The sequence below is a fragment of the Mesorhizobium sp. WSM4904 genome (assembly GCF_029674545.1).
Taxonomy (GTDB): domain Bacteria; phylum Pseudomonadota; class Alphaproteobacteria; order Rhizobiales; family Rhizobiaceae; genus Mesorhizobium.
The window spans coordinates 3796051-3812074 of record NZ_CP121354.1; the positions used below are offsets into that span (position 1 = coordinate 3796051).

14 protein-coding genes and 1 tRNA gene are annotated in these 16024 nt (G+C 63.5%); 10 read left to right on the forward strand and 5 right to left on the reverse strand.

Annotated elements, in window-relative coordinates; all coding sequences use genetic code 11:
• The first annotated feature begins 54 nt into the window (after positions 1-54).
• From QAZ47_RS18080 to QAZ47_RS18100, 5 genes are all read left to right on the forward strand, one after another.
• A tRNA-Cys gene (locus QAZ47_RS18080) sits at positions 55-128 on the forward strand.
• A gap of 125 nt (positions 129-253) precedes the next feature.
• On the forward strand, positions 254-928 hold the full coding sequence (locus QAZ47_RS18085; RefSeq protein WP_278202092.1) for a protein-L-isoaspartate O-methyltransferase: 675 nt from the start codon (positions 254-256) through the stop codon (positions 926-928).
• 185 nt (positions 929-1113) lie between these two features.
• A complete protein-coding gene (locus QAZ47_RS18090; RefSeq protein WP_278073014.1) occupies positions 1114-2496 on the forward strand; it encodes a TolC family outer membrane protein in 1383 nt (460 codons plus the stop codon).
• A gap of 237 nt (positions 2497-2733) precedes the next feature.
• Positions 2734-3552, forward strand: a complete 819-nt coding sequence (locus QAZ47_RS18095; protein WP_278207875.1) for a PopZ family protein — start codon at positions 2734-2736, stop codon at positions 3550-3552.
• A gap of 178 nt (positions 3553-3730) precedes the next feature.
• Positions 3731-6514 carry a valine--tRNA ligase gene (locus tag QAZ47_RS18100; protein ID WP_278230267.1) on the forward strand — a complete coding sequence of 928 codons (2784 nt, stop codon included), beginning with the start codon at positions 3731-3733 and terminating at the stop codon, positions 6512-6514.
• A 36-nt stretch (positions 6515-6550) separates the two neighbouring features.
• Here the strand turns inward: QAZ47_RS18100 and QAZ47_RS18105 are convergent, their stop codons facing one another.
• Positions 6551-6784, reverse strand: a complete 234-nt coding sequence (locus QAZ47_RS18105) for a hypothetical protein (RefSeq protein WP_278230269.1) — start codon at positions 6782-6784, stop codon at positions 6551-6553.
• A 90-nt stretch (positions 6785-6874) separates the two neighbouring features.
• Between QAZ47_RS18105 and QAZ47_RS18110 the strand changes: the two genes are divergently transcribed.
• The 3 genes from QAZ47_RS18110 to QAZ47_RS18120 all read left to right on the forward strand — a co-directional run bounded on the left by QAZ47_RS18110 (position 6875) and on the right by QAZ47_RS18120 (position 10934).
• Complete coding sequence (locus tag QAZ47_RS18110; RefSeq protein ID WP_278230270.1) at positions 6875-8104, forward strand: OmpP1/FadL family transporter; 1230 nt, start codon at positions 6875-6877, stop codon at positions 8102-8104.
• 291 nt (positions 8105-8395) lie between these two features.
• The gene (gene ilvD / locus QAZ47_RS18115; RefSeq protein WP_278230271.1) at positions 8396-10120 is read left to right on the forward strand and encodes a dihydroxy-acid dehydratase; all 1725 of its coding nucleotides are present in this window, start codon (positions 8396-8398) and stop codon (positions 10118-10120) included.
• On the forward strand, positions 10107-10934 hold the full coding sequence (locus QAZ47_RS18120) for a tetratricopeptide repeat protein (protein ID WP_126088767.1): 828 nt from the start codon (positions 10107-10109) through the stop codon (positions 10932-10934). The genes ilvD and QAZ47_RS18120 overlap by 14 nt, the downstream gene beginning before the upstream one ends.
• Positions 10935-10975: 41 nt before the next feature.
• Here QAZ47_RS18120 and QAZ47_RS18125 read toward each other — a convergent pair whose 3' ends face one another.
• The 4 genes from QAZ47_RS18125 to erpA all read right to left on the reverse strand — a co-directional run bounded on the left by QAZ47_RS18125 (position 10976) and on the right by erpA (position 12909).
• Positions 10976-11275, reverse strand: coding sequence for a hypothetical protein (locus tag QAZ47_RS18125; protein WP_278202098.1), 300 nt, complete (start codon positions 11273-11275; stop codon positions 10976-10978).
• Between the two features lie 82 nt (positions 11276-11357).
• Positions 11358-12152 (reverse strand): exodeoxyribonuclease III, encoded by a 795-nt coding sequence (gene xth / locus QAZ47_RS18130; protein ID WP_278230272.1) that lies wholly within the window; start codon positions 12150-12152, stop codon positions 11358-11360.
• 7 nt (positions 12153-12159) lie between these two features.
• On the reverse strand, positions 12160-12552 hold the full coding sequence (locus QAZ47_RS18135) for a VOC family protein (protein ID WP_278230273.1): 393 nt from the start codon (positions 12550-12552) through the stop codon (positions 12160-12162).
• Positions 12553-12561: 9 nt separating this feature from the next.
• Complete coding sequence (erpA, locus tag QAZ47_RS18140; protein WP_278073023.1) at positions 12562-12909, reverse strand: iron-sulfur cluster insertion protein ErpA; 348 nt, start codon at positions 12907-12909, stop codon at positions 12562-12564.
• Positions 12910-12979: 70 nt separating this feature from the next.
• Between erpA and QAZ47_RS18145 the strand changes: the two genes are divergently transcribed.
• Positions 12980-14197, forward strand: a complete 1218-nt coding sequence (locus QAZ47_RS18145; RefSeq protein ID WP_278230274.1) for a deoxyguanosinetriphosphate triphosphohydrolase — start codon at positions 12980-12982, stop codon at positions 14195-14197.
• 62 nt (positions 14198-14259) lie between these two features.
• Entirely contained in the window at positions 14260-16017 is a 1758-nt protein-coding gene (argS, locus tag QAZ47_RS18150) for an arginine--tRNA ligase (RefSeq protein ID WP_278230275.1), read from the forward strand.
• Positions 16018-16024 lie beyond the last annotated feature (7 nt).

Sequence of the window (16024 nt, forward strand, 5' to 3'; positions counted from 1 at the left end):
ACGACCTTCCACCGCCAACATAATGAGTTCGCTCGGAACGCCGGGAGCATGGAAGGCCTCGTGGCGGAGTGGTTACGCAGAGGACTGCAAATCCTTGCACCCCGGTTCGATTCCGGGCGAGGCCTCCAATGCCCGGACTCCGGCGCCGTCGCGCCGGAGCGTCAGGTTCCGGTCGAATTGGCTCGCGGACTTTACCTGGGAATTGGATCGGGCGCGGGTGGTGAATTGGCGCGGAAAGCGGGTTGGTTGGGACATGAACGCTGATTTCTCCGAACGCCGCGTGAGGATGGTCGATGGCCAGATCCGCACCACCGACGTGACCAGCGCGCCGCTGATCGAAGCGATGCTCTCCGTGCCGCGCGAAGTCTTTGTCAGTGCCAGCCAACGCGATCTGGCCTATATCGACGAGGACATCCGTATTTCCGACGGCGTCAATGGCGGCAGCGCCCGCTACCTGATGGAACCGTCGCCACTCGCCAAGCTGCTGCAGCTGGCTGAGATCAGCGACAGCGATAGCGTGCTCGATGTCGGCTGCGGCACGGGCTATTCGGCCGCCCTGCTTTCCCGAATCGCGAAATCGGTGGTTGCATTGGAGAGCGATCCGGCGCTGGCGGAAGCCGCGAAGTCGACACTTTCGATACTTGGTTGCCAGAACGTGACGGTGGTGACCGGGCCGTTGCCGCAAGGTCATGCCGCCAAGGCGCCCTATGACGCCATCTTCGTCGGTGGCAGCGTCGAGGAGGTGCCGGCGGCATTGCTCGACCAGCTCGCGGAGGATGGACGGCTGGTTGTGGTCGAAGGGCGGGGCAACTCTGGCGTGGCCCGGCTATTTTTCAAGGCTGGGGGGGTTGTAACCGGAAGACGCGCCTTCAATGCGGCAATTAAGCCACTACCGGGGTTCGAACGTATCCATGCGTTCGAATTTTAAGCGTTTTTGCCTTGCGGCGAAGGCGCTGTCATGATCGCTTGCGCCTGAACAATCGTTGCTGATTTGCCTGACCGGGGATTTTCGGGGGGCGGTCAGCGGGGGAACGATAACAACGCGACGCGGGCTGATCCATAAGGAGAGGCTGCGTGGCGTGGTTCCCATGCAAAACGAATGAGGGATAATACGTGCCGCCCCTACGCAAGACTTTTCTAACAGCCATGCTCGTTTCGGCGACAGCGCTTTCGCCATTGGCCGCATCGGCAGAAACCATCACCGGCGCGCTCGCCAAGGCCTATCAATACAACTCCCAGCTGAATTCCGCCCGCGCCGGCGTGCGCGTCACCGATGAAGGCGTGGCCATCGCCAAGTCGGGCTACCGGCCGACCGTCACCGGTTCCGGCAGCATCGATTACACCAATACGCACGGATTTGGTTCCAGCAGGAGAATAACGACCGGCAGCTTCGGCATTCAAATCAACCAGCTGCTGTTCGACGGCTTTCAGACCAAGAACAACGTCGCCGCCGCCGAATCGCAGGTGAAGGCTTCGGTCGAGAGCTTGCGCAACACCGAAGAGAACATCCTGTTCAACGCGGCAAGCGCCTATATGGACGTGATCCGCGATCGCCAGATCGCGGTGCTGACCGAGCAGAACCTGCAATTCCTGACCGAGCAGGCGCGCGCCGCACGGTCGCGCTTCGAGGTCGGCGAGGGAACCCGCACCGACGTCGCCCAGGCCGACGCTTCGCGGGCGACGGCGGTGGCGCAGCTCGCCAGCGCCCGCGCCACGGCTCTGGCCAGTGCCGCGACCTATCACCAGATCGTCGGCGACGAGCCGGGCAAGCTCAAGGCTGCCGCGCCGCTTGGCAAGCTATTGCCGGGAAGCATCGATTCGGCCTTCACCATCGCCGCTGCCGAGCATCCGGCCATCCTTGCCACCGAACATCTCGTCGACGCCGCGGCGTTTTCGGTGAAATCGGCGGAAGGCGCGCTGCTGCCGCAGGTCTCGGCTTCCGCGGGCATTTCGGACAACTACAGCCACACCGTTCCCACCTCCCTCACCAACCCCAACGGTAGCTCGACGTCCGCCAATATCGGCGCCACGCTGACCATTCCGATCTATTCCGGCGGCCGGACCTCGGCGATCGTGCGGCAGAACAAGGAATCGCTCAGCCAAGCGCGCATCGAAGTCGACGTCAGCCGCGACCAGGTGCGCCAGGCCGTGGCGTCGGCGTGGACGCAGTACACCGCCGCCCGCGAAAATGTCGACGCCAACCGGCAGGTGATCGCCGCCGCGCAACTGGCGCTCAACGGCGTCATCGAGGAGCGCAATGTCGGCCAGCGCACCACGCTCGACGTGCTCAACGCGCAGAATGCGGTGATCACGGCCAAGATCAATCAGGCGAGTTCCGAGCACGACGTGGTGGTGGCGAGCTATGCGATCCTGTCGGCGATCGGCCGCCTGTCGGTCGACCGGCTCGGTCTGGCGGTCACCAAGTACAAGCCGGAAGAGCATTACAACGCCGTCAAGGACAAGTGGATTGGGCTGCGCACGCCGGACGGCCGCTGATCCTTCCTGTAAGCTTCCAAAAGCGCCGCGTATCCGATGGATGCGCGGCGTTTTTGCATCTGAAAGCCAACCAGTCGGCTGCTGACGTCGGAGGCGGCTAATCTGTTGAAATCCAATGTCTCCCCAGATTGGGGATTCTCGGATGACGATCGGTCGGTTACGCTGTCGCCATTGATTCGAATTCCGGCCGGCCGGAATGGAAATCTGCAATGGGTCACAAGGGCGGCGGATGTGACGATGGCGACGGCAAGCAGCGCACAGCGCGAACCTTCCATGGAAGAGATTCTCGCTTCCATCCGAAGGATCATCGAGGACAGCGACACCGGCCGCAAGCAACCGGCGGCCGAGGGCGGTGACGTGCGCCAGGACCTCCAGCCCACGCCGGCGGCACCGGCCGCCGAGGTTGACGCCTTCCGTTCAGAGCTGAACGCGGAATCCGCTCCCCGGAAGCCGGTGAGTCTTGCGGAGATTCAAGCCCAGCTTGCGGCGTCCGATCCGGCGGCCGCGCGCGCCGAGACGCGCTCCGAGCCGATGAAGACCGCATCTGCACCCACAACCCTGGCGGAAGTCGGGGCCAGGATCGCCGCCGAGCCCGACACGCCGGCGGTTGCGGGGGCGGCGGCGAGCTTACCGCAAAGCGCCGATACCATCGTCGCCGACTGGCGGCGCGAGATCGCTGCCGTTGGTGGAAGCTCCGTCAAGGCGAAGGTGGCAACCCGTCCTCCGGGAGTGGCACCCGAAGTCGAGATCGATGAGGAGGATGTTGCCGCGCCAACGGTCGAAACCGCAGCGCCCGGCAAGGTTTCCGGGCTGTCCTCGACCGACTTGCCGCCGGCGCGGCCGGCGATCCTGTCCGAGCATGCGGGCCGTCAGGTCGCGGCGGCATTCGGCGAGCTTTCCGACGCCTTCGCCAGCCGCAGCAAGAAGACTTTCGACGAGATGGCCGAGGAGATGCTGCGGCCGATGCTGCAGGATTGGCTCGACAACAATCTGCCGACGCTGGTCGAACGGCTCGTGCGCGAGGAAATCGAGCGCGTGGCGCGCGGCGCGCAGTGATTTCGCCCGGCCGTTCGAGGTAAAGGCGCCGCCATCGGGCGGGAAATGCGGCTGCGGGATTGCCGTCGATCGCGGCAAGCCTATCTGGGCGAGGCAGGCCTATCCTTCTCGCGGTTGACTCGGCCAAGAGCTTCCGATTTACACCGGACGCTTGTTACCGACAGTTCGGACTTCCTCCATGCTTGATAAAACCTACGACGCCAAGACCGTCGAGCCGAAGATCGCCAAAATCTGGGAAGAGGCCGACGCGTTTCGCGCCGGCGCCGGCGCGGAGGAAGAGGCGGAAGCCTTCACCATCGTCATCCCGCCGCCGAACGTCACCGGCTCGCTGCATATGGGCCATGCGCTCAACAACACGCTGCAGGACATACTGGTGCGCTTCGAGCGCATGCGCGGCAAGAACGTGCTTTGGCAGCCCGGCATGGACCATGCCGGTATCGCCACGCAGATGGTGGTCGAGCGCCAGCTGATGGAAAGGCAGATCCATCGCCGCGATCTGACGCGCGAGGAGTTCATCGAAAAAGTCTGGGAGTGGAAGGCCGAATCCGGCGGCGCGATCTTCAACCAGCTGAAGCGGCTCGGCGCCTCGGCCGACTGGAGCCGGGAGCGCTTCACTATGGACGAGGGCCTGTCCAAGGCGGTTCTGGAGGTCTTCGTCACCCTCTACAAGGAAGGGCTGATCTACAAGGACAAGCGCCTTGTGAACTGGGATCCGAAGCTGTTGACGGCCATTTCCGACCTCGAGGTCGAGCAGCACGAGGTCAACGGCAATCTCTGGCACTTCCGCTATCCGGTCGAGGGGGCGGTGTTCGACCCCGCGAACCCGAAGACCTTCATCACGGTCGCGACGACCCGCCCCGAAACCATGCTCGGCGATACCGCTGTGGCCGTGCATCCCGATGACGAGCGGTTTCGCGATCTGGTCGGCAAGAACGTCATCCTGCCGATCGTTGGCCGGCGCATCCCCATCGTCGCCGATGAATATTCGGATCCGGAGAAAGGCTCAGGCGCGGTCAAGATCACGCCCGCGCACGACTTCAACGACTTCGAGGTCGGCAAGCGCCACAAGCTGCCGGCGATCAACATCCTGACCGTCGATGCCGCCGTCAAGCTCAAGGATAACGAGGACTTCCTCGCTGGTCTTGAAGTGACGCCGGAGCGGCAGGCCGTCTGGGATGAGCTAGACGGGCTGGACCGCTTCGCCGCACGCAAGAAGATCGTCGAACTGATGGAAGCGGGCGGCTTCCTCGACAAGGTCGAGCCGCATCGCCACACGGTGCCGCATGGCGACCGCGGCGGCGTGCCGATCGAACCGTTCCTGACCGACCAGTGGTACGTGAACGCGGCCGAGCTCGCCAAGCCGGCGATCGCCTCGGTGCGCGAGGGCCGGACCAATTTCGTGCCCAAGAACTGGGAGAAGACCTATTTCGACTGGATGGAGAACATCCAGCCCTGGTGCATCTCGCGGCAGCTGTGGTGGGGTCACCAGATACCGGCCTGGTACGGGCCTGACGGTCGCGTCTTCGTCGAGAAAACCGAGGAGGAGGCTTTAGCCGCGGCGATCGAATACTATCTGGCGCTGGAAGGGCCGTGGAAGGCCTGGGTCGAGGACAGACTGGAGAATTTCCAGCCGGGCGAGATACTGACGCGTGACGAGGATGTTCTCGACACCTGGTTCTCCTCGGCGCTGTGGCCGTTCTCCACACTCGGCTGGCCCGACCAGACGCCGGAGCTCAAGACCTACTACCAGACCGACGTGCTGGTGACCGGATTCGACATCATCTTCTTCTGGGTGGCCCGCATGATGATGATGGGCCTGCACTTCATGGACGAGGAACCGTTCCACACGGTCTATGTCCATGCGCTGGTGCGTGACAAGAACGGGCAGAAGATGTCGAAGTCGAAAGGCAACGTCATCGACCCGCTCGACCTGATCGACGAGTATGGCGCCGATGCGCTGCGCTTCACCTTGACCGTAATGGCGGCGCAGGGACGCGACGTGAAGCTCGACCCGGCGCGCATCGCCGGCTACCGCAATTTCGGCACCAAGCTCTGGAACGCGACACGCTTCGCCGAAATGAACGAGGTCGCCAGGAACGACGACTTATGGCTGAACGATGCCAAGCTCGCGGTCAACCGCTGGATCCTGACCGAGCTGACGCGGGCGGCGCGCGCGATCACCGAGGGCATCACCTCATACCGCTTCAACGAGGCGGCGGGCGCCGCTTACCGCTTCGTCTGGAACCTGTTCTGTGACTGGTATCTGGAGTTGCTGAAGCCGGTGTTCATGGGCACGGACGAAGCCGCCAAGGCGGAAAGCCGGGCCTGCGTCGCGTTCGTGCTGGACGAGATCTACAAGCTGCTCCATCCGATGATGCCGTTCATGACCGAGGAGCTCTGGGCGCAGACGGCGGGCGAGGGCAAGGAGCGGGAGTCGCTGCTTTGCCATGCCACCTGGCCGTCGCCCGATTTCGAGGATGACGACGCGGCCGCCGACATCAACTGGCTGGTCGACCTCGTTTCCGGCATACGCTCGGTGCGCTCGGAAATGAACGTGCCGCCGGCGGCGATCGCGCCCTTGGCGGTGATCGGCGCCAACGCAACGACGCGCGAGAGGCTCGAACGCCATGATCAGGCAATCAAACGTCTGGCCCGCGTCGGCAGCATATCGCTGGCGGAAACGCCGCCCAAGGGCTCGGCCCAGATCGTCCTCAACGAAGCGACCGTCTGCCTGCCGCTCGGCAGCCTGATCGATCTTGCGGCCGAGGCTGCGCGCCTGCAGAAGGAACTGGCCAAGGTGACCGAGGAGATCGCTCGCCTGCACAAGAAGCTCTCGAACGAGAAGTTCGTCGCCAACGCGCCCGAAGAGGTGGTCGAGGCCGAGCGTGAAAAGCTGGCCGAATATCGCGAGGCGCAAGAGAAGCTTTCGGTCGCCCTGACCAGGGTTCGCGACGCCGGCTGAGGGCGAAGATTCGCCCCGCCGGAAGGCCGCTTTCCCTCACGGCACCTGCTGTGGATACAGCCATGCCGTTGCGTTAATTTTGACGTAAACGGAAACTTTGCGCCCCATTGTTGCCATAATGTAACAATGGGGCCTTTTTCCCGCAAAATGGCTTGTTTTTGGGCCGTATCGAAAGGTTTTTGCAGCTTTTTCCTGCCATTCGACGCCTGTCAAGCCGCGATTGGGCTCGATTTCGCGGCCGGGCACGATGGCGAAAATGCGTGCTGTCAAGATGTACGTGTACAACTCTTGAATTCGTAGTTGCGCCGTTAACCCGAATTGGCTCTAGCTTGATCCCGCGTTTTTCGGGGAGGGATTTCCATGAATATTTTGCGTCTTAAAGCGCTGCTGGGGGCAGGGTGCTTTTCGCTGGCTTTGGTCGGAGCGGCGATGCACCCGGCGCATGCCGGCGGCCTGGAGCGCGGCGGCTACGACATCGACCTGCTGTTCGATCCGGCGCCGTTCGCGACGGAGGCGGAAGCGACTTTCGTGATGCCGGATCGCAAATATAAAAATGCACGCGGTCCTGGGGGAGCCGACCTCGGTTTCGGGACCACGGCCGATGGCGCCGAGGATTATTGGGTGCCGCGCATCGGCGCCAAGGTGCAGGTTGTTCAAGGCGTCGACTGCATGGTCGACTACTCGCAGCCTTGGGGCGCGCATACTGCCCCCGGCGTGTGGAACGGTGCGTTTTCCAACATGGAAACCGACATCAAAAGCGACAACTACGCGGCAACCTGCTCTTACAAAATGGATGCGGGCAAAGGGCAGCTTCGCTTCATCGGCGGTGTTTTTTATCAGAAGGTCTACGGCTTCAAGGAAGACTTGGTGTCACCGTTGGTACCCGACTTCGGGGGTACTGGTCGTGTCGATCTGACCAGCAACGGCTGGGGCTGGCGCGCCGGCATCGCCTACGAGATCCCCGACATCGCGCTGCGTGCGAGCCTCGTCTATAATTCGAAGGTCAAGCTCGACAACATCTCGGGCACGCTCGATCTGACGAATGTCGGCATGGGTACGATCCCGATCTACGGCTCGACGCAATACATGCCGGACGTGGTGGAATTGAAATTGCAATCGGGCGTCGCGCCAGGCTGGCTCGCTTTCGGTTCGATCAAGTGGGTCAACTGGAGCGTGTTGCAGAGTGTGCCGATCTGCCCTGTGGGTGTTCCCGCAGCGCTTTGCTTCACGAATTCTCCGGCAGAGGTGACCTCGCTTGACCTGATGTATCGCGACGGCTGGACGGTTTCAGGCGGCATCGGCCACAAGTTCAACGATCAGTGGAGCGCCGCTGGTCAGCTTTCCTGGGATCGCGGCACCTCGCATGGTTATGGTGCCCAGACCGATACCTGGACGTTGGGCGGCGGCGTCGCCTACACGCCGAAGCCGAATATCGAGGTTCGGCTGGCCGGTGCTATCGGCGTGATGACCAGCGGCCATTCCGGAATACTGATTGGCGAGAACGGCAAAGTCGTTGGGGCGGATGCCAGCTATGACTTCGGCAACGACTTAGTCACTGCGATTTCAGGCGGCATCAAGATCAAGTTCTAGACGTCGGCATTCCACGAAAAAAGGCCGGGCATCGCCCGGCCTTTTTTCGTTGTGCAATCAACGGTCTGGCCCGATTGGCCGATCCTATGTTGCCGATTCTCATCACAACCGGCGCCCTTCACGATTGTGACGTTTTGGCAACAGTTTATGAACAACCCCTGCTCTAGAAGTCTCGCCGAGGGAACTGCCTATTTCCCGCCATAAACCCGGAGCAACCCGGATAGGTCTCGGGATGCGTGCCAGGTTGGCGCGGCGATGGGACCGGCCGCGGGGTGTGCGGCAAGGACGAGTATGGACGCCAGGGTGATCTCCAAGGCCAAGCTGCCCAGCCGCTACGTGACCGAAGGTCCGGCGCGCGCACCGCATCGCTCGTACCTCTATGCAATGGGATTGTCGGCGGCCGAGATCGCGCAGCCGCTGGTCGGCGTCGCCAGCTGCTGGAACGAAGCGGCACCCTGCAACATCTCGCTGATGCGCCAGGCGCAGGTGGTCAAGAAGGGCGTGGCGGCCGCCAACGGCACGCCGCGCGAATTCTGTACCATCACCGTCACCGACGGCATCGCCATGGGCCACCAGGGCATGAAGTCATCGCTGGTGTCGCGCGAGGTCATCGCCGATTCGGTCGAACTCACTATGCGCGGCCATTGCTACGACGCGCTGGTCGGGCTTGCCGGCTGCGACAAGTCGCTGCCCGGCATGATGATGGCGATGATGCGGCTCAACGTGCCGTCGATCTTCATCTATGGCGGCTCGATCCTGCCCGGCAGCTATCGCGGCCGCCAGATCACCGTGCAGGACGTGTTCGAGGCGGTCGGCCAGCATTCGGTCGGCACGATCGGCGATGACGAGCTGCTCGAGATCGAGCAGGCGGCCTGTCCGTCGGCGGGTTCCTGCGGCGCCCAGTTCACCGCCAACACGATGGCGACCGTCGCCGAGGCGATCGGCCTTGCCTTGCCCTATTCCTGCGGCGCGCCGGCGCCCTACGAAATGCGCGATCGCTTCAATTTCGCTTCCGGCGAAAAGGTGATGGAGCTGATCGCCAAGAACATCCGGCCGCGCGACATCGTCACCCGCAAGGCGCTGGAGAATGCGGCGACCGTCGTGTCGGCCACCGGCGGCTCGACCAACGCGGCGCTGCACCTGCCGGCGATCGCGCATGAGGCCGGCATAAAATTCGACCTTTTCGACGTGGCGGCGATCTTCGAGAAGACGCCCTACATCGCCGATCTCAAGCCCGGCGGCAAATATGTCGCCAAGGACATGTTCGAGGCCGGCGGCATTCCGCTCCTGATGAAGACACTGCTCGACCACGGCTATCTGCACGGCGACTGCATGACGGTCACCGGCCGCACTTTGGCCGAAAATATGGAGCACGTTGCCTGGAATGACAGCCAGGATGTGGTCCGTCCCGCCGATCGGCCAATCACCAAGAGGGGCGGCGTCGTGGGCTTGAAGGGCAACCTTGCCCCCGAAGGCGCGATCGTGAAGGTCGCCGGCATGTCGGAACTGAAATTCTCAGGCCCGGCGCGCTGCTTCGATTCGGAAGAGGAGTGTTTCGAAGCGGTCACGCAGCGCAATTACCGCGAAGGCGAGGTTCTCGTCATCCGCTATGAAGGCCCGCGCGGCGGGCCGGGCATGCGCGAGATGCTGTCGACGACGGCAGCGCTCTACGGCCAGGGCATGGGCGGCAAGGTGGCGTTGATCACCGACGGGCGCTTCTCAGGCGCCACACGCGGCTTCTGCATCGGCCATGTCGGGCCGGAGGCGGCGGTCGGCGGACCGATCGGGCTCATCAAGGATGGCGACGTGATCTCGATCGACGCCGTGAAAGGTACGATCGAGGTGGCGCTCTCTGATGCGGAACTCGCGGCACGGGCAAAGGAATGGAAGGCGCGCAAGACCGACTATCAGTCCGGCGCGATCTGGAAATATGCGCAGACCGTAGGGTCGGCTCGCGACGGCGCGGTCACCCATCCGGGCGGTGCGAAAGAAACACACTGCTATGCGGACATTTGAGGTGTTGAGGTCGTCGGTCTTTTCGGCACTGGTCGCGGTAGCGACCTTGGGCGCCGTCGGGCAGGCCATGGCCTTCGACGACAAGGTGTTCGACGACAAGACCGGGGTGAAGCCGCAGTCGAGCCCGTGGGCCGTGTTCCAGTTCGGCTTCTCCGCCTACAAGAATGGCCACAAGGACCAGGCGGTCGAGGCCTATAAATATGCCGCCGAGAACGGCCAGATCGGCGCCACCTGGAAGCTTGCGCGCATGTATGCCGAAGGCGACGGCGTGGCGCGCGACGATTATGCGGCCTTCAAGTTCTTCTCGGAGATCGTCGACCAGGACGTCGAGCCCGGCTCGCCGGAGGAAAGCTATGTTTCGGACGCCCTTGTCGCGCTCGGCGACTACCTGCGCAAAGGCATCCCGGGCAGCCCGGTCGAGGAAAACGAGGTCGCGGCGCAGGAATACTACATGCGCGCCGCCGCCAACTACCGTAATCCGAACGCCCAGTTCGAGATCGGCCAGATGTTCCTCAAGGGCGAGGGCGGCGTGAAGGCCAGCGTCAAGCAGGCCGGGCGCTGGCTGCAGCTGGCGGCTGAAAAAGGCCATGCCGGCGCGCAGGCGACGCTTGGCAATCTTTTGTTCCAGAGCGGCAAGGTCGTGCGCGGCCTGGCGATGATGACGGCCGCACTCGAGCGTGCTCCGCCCGCCGATCAGCCCTGGATACGCAGCATGCAGGAAGAGGCCTTCGCCGCCGCCGGCGAAGCCGACCGCCGCACGGCGATTTCGCTGGCCGACGACATCCTGACCAAGGGCAACAACGGCGACCAGTAAGCGGGCCAGATCTCCCCCTCAAGAGGAAGATCAGCAGCTCTTCAGTTCTCGGTCGGCTCCGTCGGCACCAGGCTGGGCGCCGGCGTCGAGATCGAGGTAGGATGCAATTTCGGCGCCTGGCTCTCGCCTGGGCACTCATCCTTGACCTTCGTCCAGGACGTGTTGTTGAGGACCATGTCGCAGCGCGCGAGGTGACTTTCGCCGGCGACGGTCAGGCAGGCCGTCTCACCGACCTTGAAGGATTTGCCGTTGGCAAGGCATGCCTGCGCGGCCGCCACCGACGCCGGCGCGGCAAACGCCAGCGCAAGGCCGGTCAGGCAAAGGACAAATCGGACAGCCATCGAACCCCCGCAACAATGCGCATCAAACGCGCAATTTGTGGCGATATCAGGGTCTTACGAAAGTCGCCTGCAGCTGGTGCTTTCAGGCCGGCTGCAAGTCGAGATCGATCGCCACCGGCACATGGTCGGAGGGTTTTTCCCAAGCGCGCACATGTTTTTCGACCGAGGCCGAGGAAAAGCGGTTGGCGGCTTCGGGCGACAGCAAGAGGTGGTCGATGCGGATGCCGTTGTTCTTCTGCCAGGCACCGGCCTGATAGTCCCAGAAGGTGTAGACATCGGGCGAGTCGGTCACGGCGCGCACGGCCTCGGTGAAGCCGAGATTCTTCAGACGGCGGAAGGCCTGCCTCGTCTGCGGCTGGAACAGCGCGTCGTTCCGCCAGTTTTCGGGGAACCTGGCGTCGGCAGGCTCGGGGATGACATTGTAGTCGCCGGCCAGCACCAGCGCTTCCTCGAGCCTCAGCCGCTCTTCCGCCCAGCGCTCCAGCCGCGTCATCCACGACAGCTTGTAGGAAAACTTCCGCTCGTCATCGATCGGATTGCCGTTCGGCAGATAGAGCGAGGCGACGCGCAAGGCGCCTTTGTCGGTCGAGAAGACGCCTTCGATGAAGCGCGCATGGTCGTCGGCATCGTCTCCGGCCAGACCGCGATTGACCTCGTCGAAGGGGAGCTTCGACAGGAGGGCGACGCCGTTGAAGCTCTTCTGGCCGTTGGTCTCGACATTGTAGCCGAGCGCCTCGATCTCGGCGCGCGGGAACTGATCGTCGAGGGTCTTGATCTCCTGCAGGCAGACGATGTCCGGCGCGCTCTCGGTCAGCCAGTGGGTGAGGTTGCCGATGCGGGCGCGGACGCCGTTAATGTTCCAGGTGACGATCTTCATGCGGACCTCAATCTTCTTCCGGCGCAAGGCGCTCGACGAGGCCAATCGTATTGCCTGCGGGGTCCTTTAGAAAGGCCATCCATTCGCTTTCCCCCGCCGGACCGAAGCGGCCTTCGGTGTCGCGGTGCACGAGCGTGGGCGGTGCGGTGAAAGGGATACCGGCGGCTTTCGCCTCGGCGTGGAAGGCCTCGAGACCGGCAATGTCGAGATAGACGGTGCCCGGCGGAATACCGTCGGTGAAGAGCAGCCGCACATCGCCGGCCATGATGAAAGCGATGCTCGGCGGATCGTAGCGCGCATGCACGCTCATGCCGAGCACGCCCTGCCAGAAGGCCAGCGTCGCATCGAGATCGCGCCCGGCCGACAGCGCGACCTGGCGGACCGCGCCGATCGCGGGCATCGGAATTCGTCAGACGGAGAAGCTGGTGCCGCAGCCGCAGGAGGCGACGGCGTTGGGGTTCCTGATCTGGAAGGACTGGCCCATCAGGTCGTCGACGAAGTCGATCACCGAGCCGCCCATATAGACCAACGAGAGATCGTCGATCAGGATCGTCGCGCCATCCTTCTCGATGGCGACGTCGTCGTCGTTGCGACTGTCGACCAGATCGAACTTGTAGGAAAAGCCCGAGCAGCCGCCGCCTTCGACGGAAACGCGCAGCGCCGTCTTGCCCGGCTCGCCGGACAGGATCCTGGCGATCCGCTTCGCGGCCGCTTCGGTCATCTCGACCTTCATGGCAGTCTTGGCATCCGCGCCCATCGGCGTCACCTTGCTTTCGGTTTCCCATGATAGGTATGAAGCGGGCGCGGGCAAGTCAACTGGTGGGTGAATGGGCAAGGATGCTCTCGGCGATATCGGATTTGGCTACCGGCCGCGCGCCGTCTATGCGAGCGATCCGGCGCGCTCGCGCGGCCGGCTGTTCGACGAACCGGAAAGCCCGACCCGCACGCCGTTCCAGCGTGACCGCGACCGCATCATCCACTCCACCGCCTTCCGCCGGCTGAAGCACAAGACACAGGTGTTCGTCGCGCATGAGGGCGACCACTATCGCACCAGGCTGACGCATTCGATCGAGGTGGCGCAGATCGCGAGAGCCCTGGCGCGGGCGCTGCGCGGCGACGAGGATCTCGCCGAAGCCGTCGCCCTGGTGCACGATTTCGGCCACACGCCGTTCGGCCATACGGGCGAGGAGGCGCTGAACGAGAAGATGGCCGCCTGGGGCGGTTTCGACCACAATGCGCAGTCGCTGCGCATCGTCACCAGGCTCGAGCGGCGCTATGCCGATTTCGACGGGCTGAACCTTACCTGGGAGACGCTGGAGGGATTGGTCAAGCATAATGGGCCGCTCACCGATGCAAACGGGAAGGGACTGAAAGGCCCGGTGCCGCAGGCGATCCGCGACTATTCCGAACTGCACGACCTCGAGCTCGATCGCTTCGCCGGCATCGAGGCGCAGTGCGCCGCGATCGCCGACGACATCGCCTACAACACGCATGACATAGACGACGGCCTGCGCTCCGGCTTCCTGACGCTTGAAATGCTCGATGACGTCGGCCTGCCGGGCTCGATCCTGATGGGCGTGCGCGCCCGCTATCCGCAGCTAGACGACGTTCGCACCGGCCACGAGCTGATGCGCCGGCAGATCACGTTGATGGTGGAGGATGTCATTGCTTCCACTGCAGCCAATATCGAGCGCCTCAAGCCGGGCAGCGCCGATGCGGTGCGGGCGGCGGGCGAGACGATGGTGACCTTCTCGGCCGATATGGCCGCGGCCGAAAAGGAACTGAAGGCCTTCCTCTACAAGCATCTCTACCGGCATTCCGAAGTGATGCGCGTGCGGACGGACGCCGAACAGATCGTCCGCGATCTGTTCGAGGCCTATTTCGCCGACCCGCGCGCCATGCCCGACGGATGGCGCGAAGGGCTCGACAGGGCACAGGATCGCATCAAGGCACGCAGCGTCGCCGATTTCCTGGCCGGCATGACCGACACCTATGCGCTCAAGGAGCATAGGCGCCTGTTTGACCACACGCCCGATTTGAGCTAGGGCGAGCCACGATTTTTGCCGGCCAAGCAGCCGGTCGCCTCTTAAAGCCCAGAGCACACCCGATGAATATCTTCGCCGATTTCAACGCGCGGATCGTAAAAGCTGTCGAAGCTCTTGATCTGAAAGACAAGGATGGCGCGTCGCCGGATCTGTCGCGCATCGCGGTCGAGCCGCCGCGCGATGCGAGCCATGGCGATCTCGCCACCAATGCGGCGATGGTGCTGGCGAAGCCCACCGGCCAGAACCCGCGCGTGCTGGCGGAAAAGCTGGCCGAGGCCCTGCGCGCCGATGCCGACATCGCATCGGCCGACATCGCCGGCCCGGGCTTCGTCAATCTCAGGCTGAAGGACGGGTTCTGGCAGGCGCATCTCGCGGTGCTGCTCGGCGAGGGGCGCAATTATGGCCGCTCGAAGATCGGCGGCGGCCGCAAGGCCAATGTCGAGTATGTCTCTGCCAATCCCACCGGCCCGATGCATGTCGGGCATTGCCGTGGCGCCGTCGTCGGCGACACTTTGGCCAATCTGATGGCCTTCGCCGGCTACGACGTGACCAAGGAATACGTCATCAACGACGCCGGCTCGCAGATCGACGTGCTTGGGCGCTCGGCGATGCTGCGTTATCGCGAGGCGCTTGGCGAAAACATCGGCGAAATCCCGGCCGGTCTCTATCCCGGCGACTATCTGGTCCCTGTCGGCCAGGCGCTGGCCGAGGAGTTCGGCCTCGGACTGCTGGAGATGCCGGAAGAGGAAGCGCTGGCGATCGTCAAGGACCGCACGGTCGACGCGATGATGGCGATGATCCGCGAGGATCTGGCGCTGCTCAACGTGCATCACGACGTGTTCTTCTCCGAGCGCACGCTGCATGCCGACAACGCCAAGAAGATCCGGGCGGCGATCGCCGACCTGACGCTCAAAGGGCATATCTACAAGGGCAAGCTGCCGCCGCCCAAGGGCGAGAAGCCGGACGATTGGGAAGACCGCGAGCAGACGCTGTTCCGCTCGACCGCCGTCGGTGACGACATGGACCGAGCTCTGGTGAAGTCGGACGGCTCGTTCACCTATTTCGCGGCCGACGTCGCCTATCTCAAGGACAAGGTCGAGCGCGGCTTCGTCGATCTGATCTATGTGCTCGGCGCCGACCATGGCGGCTACGTCAAGCGGCTGGAGGCGCTGGCGCGCGCGGTCGCCGGCGACACGGTGAAGCTCACGGTGCTGCTCTGCCAACTGGTGAAGCTGTTCCGCGACGGCGAACCGGTCAGGATGTCGAAACGGTCGGGCGATTTCGTCACGCTGCGCGACGTGGTGGAAGAGGTCGGCCGCGACCCGATCCGCTTCATGATGCTCTACCGGAAGAACGATGCGCCGCTCGATTTCGACTTCGCCAAGGTCACCGAGCAGTCCAAGGACAATCCGGTGTTCTACGTGCAGTACGCCTCGGCGCGCTGCCACTCTGTGTTCCGCCAGGCGAGCGAGCAACTGGGCGAGGCGAATTTCGACCGAAACCGGCTCGTGGCCTCCGTCGCGTCGCTGACGGATGAGGGCGAAATCGGCCTGATCCGGAAGCTGGCTGAATATCCACGGCTAATCGAATCCGCGGCACTTGCATTGGAGCCGCACCGGCTGGCATTCTACCTTTACGATCTGGCTTCCAGCTTCCACGCACACTGGAATCGGGGCACCGACAACCCAGACTTACGTTTTGTTAAGGTTAACGATCCACAATTGACGTATGCCAGACTAGGGCTGGTGCAGGCTGTTTCGGATGTTTTGACCTCCGGCCTGACGCTGATAGGAGCTGATGCGCCTACCGAAATGCGTTAGGTTTGAC

What these genes read in the sequence shown, in the direction of transcription:
- QAZ47_RS18085 (WP_278202092.1), top strand. Translation starts at nt 254, where the DNA reads ATGAACGCTGATTTCTCCGAACGCCGCGTGAGGATGGTCGATGGCCAG.
- QAZ47_RS18095 (WP_278207875.1), top strand. Translation starts at nt 2,734, where the DNA reads ATGGCGACGGCAAGCAGCGCACAGCGCGAACCTTCCATGGAAGAGATT.
- QAZ47_RS18100 (WP_278230267.1), top strand. Translation starts at nt 3,731, where the DNA reads ATGCTTGATAAAACCTACGACGCCAAGACCGTCGAGCCGAAGATCGCC.
- QAZ47_RS18110 (WP_278230270.1), top strand. Translation starts at nt 6,875, where the DNA reads ATGAATATTTTGCGTCTTAAAGCGCTGCTGGGGGCAGGGTGCTTTTCG.
- ilvD (WP_278230271.1), top strand. Translation starts at nt 8,396, where the DNA reads ATGGACGCCAGGGTGATCTCCAAGGCCAAGCTGCCCAGCCGCTACGTG.
- QAZ47_RS18120 (WP_126088767.1), top strand. Translation starts at nt 10,107, where the DNA reads ATGCGGACATTTGAGGTGTTGAGGTCGTCGGTCTTTTCGGCACTGGTC.
- QAZ47_RS18125 (WP_278202098.1), bottom strand. Translation starts at nt 11,275, where the DNA reads ATGGCTGTCCGATTTGTCCTTTGCCTGACCGGCCTTGCGCTGGCGTTT.
- xth (WP_278230272.1), bottom strand. Translation starts at nt 12,152, where the DNA reads ATGAAGATCGTCACCTGGAACATTAACGGCGTCCGCGCCCGCATCGGC.
- QAZ47_RS18135 (WP_278230273.1), bottom strand. Translation starts at nt 12,552, where the DNA reads ATGCCCGCGATCGGCGCGGTCCGCCAGGTCGCGCTGTCGGCCGGGCGC.
- erpA (WP_278073023.1), bottom strand. Translation starts at nt 12,909, where the DNA reads ATGGGCGCGGATGCCAAGACTGCCATGAAGGTCGAGATGACCGAAGCG.
- QAZ47_RS18145 (WP_278230274.1), top strand. Translation starts at nt 12,980, where the DNA reads ATGGGCAAGGATGCTCTCGGCGATATCGGATTTGGCTACCGGCCGCGC.
- argS (WP_278230275.1), top strand. Translation starts at nt 14,260, where the DNA reads ATGAATATCTTCGCCGATTTCAACGCGCGGATCGTAAAAGCTGTCGAA.